The sequence below is a fragment of the Chitinophaga sp. genome (genome assembly GCF_035564935.1).
Lineage (GTDB): Bacteria > Bacteroidota > Bacteroidia > Chitinophagales > Chitinophagaceae > Chitinophaga.
This window is the reverse complement of the sequence record NZ_DATMTE010000896.1, coordinates 1-2,814: the sequence shown is the minus strand read 5'-3', so window position 1 is coordinate 2,814 and position 2,814 is coordinate 1. Positions and strand designations below refer to the sequence as shown.

The 2,814-nt window shown below is 49.8% G+C and carries 1 protein-coding gene; it reads right to left on the bottom strand.

Annotation, left to right across the window (positions count from 1 at the left end):
* Positions 1 to 2,814: hypothetical protein (locus VN105_RS23345; protein WP_325644755.1), on the bottom strand; the 2,814-nt coding region annotated here is incomplete at both ends.

Below are 2,814 nucleotides of genomic sequence, written 5' to 3'. Positions count from 1 at the left end.
CTGACTGCCTGCATAAAAGGCCGCTTCACCGGTGTAGGTACCTGTTTTTAATAAAGAGGGGCCAGTCATCCCGCCGGTTACATTGGCGCCGCCATTTATCTTAACTACCGGGTTAAAATTCAGGTTGCCGGTGGCATTATTGAGATACATTGGCTGATTGGCCGCTGTTACCTGCGTCATATTATTCCCGTTAGGGCTATAGTCATTCCAGGTACTGATCCCTGTGCCGTCTGCATTAGCAGAAGTGCCCAGATCAGCCCTCAGCCAAACCAGCTTACCGCTGCTTACACCACCCGGATATTTCGCGGCTGCGCCGAAGGTGAAATAAACACCATCGGTCATCAGGCTGGAATTGAGGGTAATGGTTTTATCTGCATTCAGCGGCAGCTCCTGGCTGATAGTGGCAAAGGTAGGATCCGTGCTGATCAGCAGGTATACTTCTGTACCTGGCGCATCTGCTTTCAGGGTGATGGATTGATCGGCCCAGTTGGTTTTATCTACCTTCCAAACGCGGGCCAGGCGGCGGGTAGCGTTTGTTCCGCTTACTATATTTCCATAAGAAGCGGCTGACAAGCCATTATCTCCAAAAACAAAGAAAGATTTATCGTTGGTAATGGTATTGGTATTCTGTTCATTGGTAATGGCAATGCTGTTACCCAGGGAGAGGGTTACAAAACCGGTGTCTACGCTGAGTGATTGCTTTGTATTCAGGTTAGTAGCATTATCTCTTCCTATACCGGTAATGCGTGATTTATAAATTGGATCAGCGGTCCAGTATTTAGAGCCATCAGTGGCCAGATAATCGGTGGCGCCGTTGCCTATGGTAATCCCATATTTAATACCCAGGTAAGATTCAACTGACTGACGCTCTGCATCAGATAATACACGGTTGTAGGCAATCACTTCTCCCATGCCGCCCATCCAGTAAAATGCCCTTCCACCTATTGTGCGGGAACCTATAGAAACTAAATTGTCGGTAAGCGGCGTTAAATTAATAGTGCCCTGGTTATCAAAAGTGTAGTTTCCAAATATACGTATGCCATTAGGCGTATTATTGGTTTGGGTGCCGCTGAAAATATAAGGTTTGTTGGGCTGGTAAGTGACGGTGCCCCCTATACCAATTACTGACGCAGCATTCTCAAGGTACTGCAGTTGCCCGGTGTTGATGAGACGGAACTCCATTCCCTGTGAGGAGCCTACCCCTCCGCTACTGATAAGATCTCTTACTGCGGCAAATCCCGAACCACTGGCCACTGCAAAAACGGTGGCAGTTGAAGGATTGATACGTGTAGTCGTCATATCCAGGAAGTCGTTTGTACCATCGAATACCAGGCCGTAGTTGAAGTTAAAGGCCTTGGCATCTGTAATAGGCTGGCTGCCCACTACTCCCTGTAATGCATCATTGCCGTAATTGCTATAGTCGCTCCACTGGCTGCCACCGGACATACCGTCGTCTGCACGCAGCCAGAAAGTAATGCCATCTTTTACTCCATTCGGCCCGGTGATCATCCTGGCAAAAGTGAAGTAGGCCCCATCGGGCAGCAGGTTGCTATTAATGGTAACAGCACCATCGCTATTCAATACATAGGCCGCATCACCTGCTCCAAAAGTATTATCAGCGCTCACCAACAGATAGGTGCGTGCATTACCGCCATTCAATTCGAGCGTAATATTCTGATCTGCCCAGTTATTTTTCTGTGCTTTGAAGATGCGGGCCATGCGGTTGTTCACATTGCTGATACCGGTAACAGGTGTCAGGTAAGTGGTAGCGCCGGCATCATCGCCGAAGGTGAAGAAGGAAAGGTCGTTAGTAATAACCGTTGCATTGGCTTTGTTGGAAGCAGTAACCGCCGCACCTGCAGCGATGGTCACCAGGCCAGTGTCTGCACTTACCGATTGTTTCTGGTACAGCATGCCCCTGTCGTCGCGGCCAATACCGGTGATATGTTTGGCAAAGCCGCTGCCTGCAGAAGCTTTCCACATAGTGGTAGTACCGTCGCTGGCCAGGTAATCCACCGGCGTATCTATTCCGAGTGTAAGACCATACCGCAGCGCCATATAGGATTGTACCTGCTGGCGTTCCAGGGCGCTCAGCTTACGGGAATATAAGATGACTTCCGGGATGTTGCCATTAAACGGAGCATTGTGACCAGCTCCTATATAATCCTTGACGCCTGCAGGCGAAAGGAAGCTTACTGCATTGGCATTAGCCGTGAGTAATACCTTGCCGTCGATACCAGCCGCCCAGTCGTTGGTAGCGCTCCAGATATTCAGCATATGCGCATTACGCACATTTACAGATGCAGGGTAGGCAAAGTTCCTGCGCGCGGTACCGGAACCAAAGTAGGTGTACTGACTATTATTACTCCATGTATATGAAGCCTGGTTGCTGGCATATGTTCCGCCAAACTCAAAAACATAGTGCAGGGTGGCTGCATTGTTATCAAGATTAGATGCCTGCACGGAGAATATTTCACCTGCCGTCATCACATTTGCAAATTCCGGAAGGGAGAAATAGGTACCGCCAGCCAGACCTATGCCGGGATTGAAGTTGAAAGACGCAGGGCTCCATGCAGCCACGTTTCCGTTGACCTTAGGCCATACACGGCGCGACGGGCTCAGCTCTTTCCATTGTGTAACATTGTTTCCTCCCACTATTCCGCTATCTGCCCTGGCCCATACTTCCAGGCCAGCTGCCACACCGGCAGGAGCTGCCTGTGCATTGGCGAAAGTGAAATATGCACCGTCGGGGAACTGATCACTGTTAAGCGTTACCAGTCCTCCTGCATTCAGCTGATACACTTTATCTCCTGC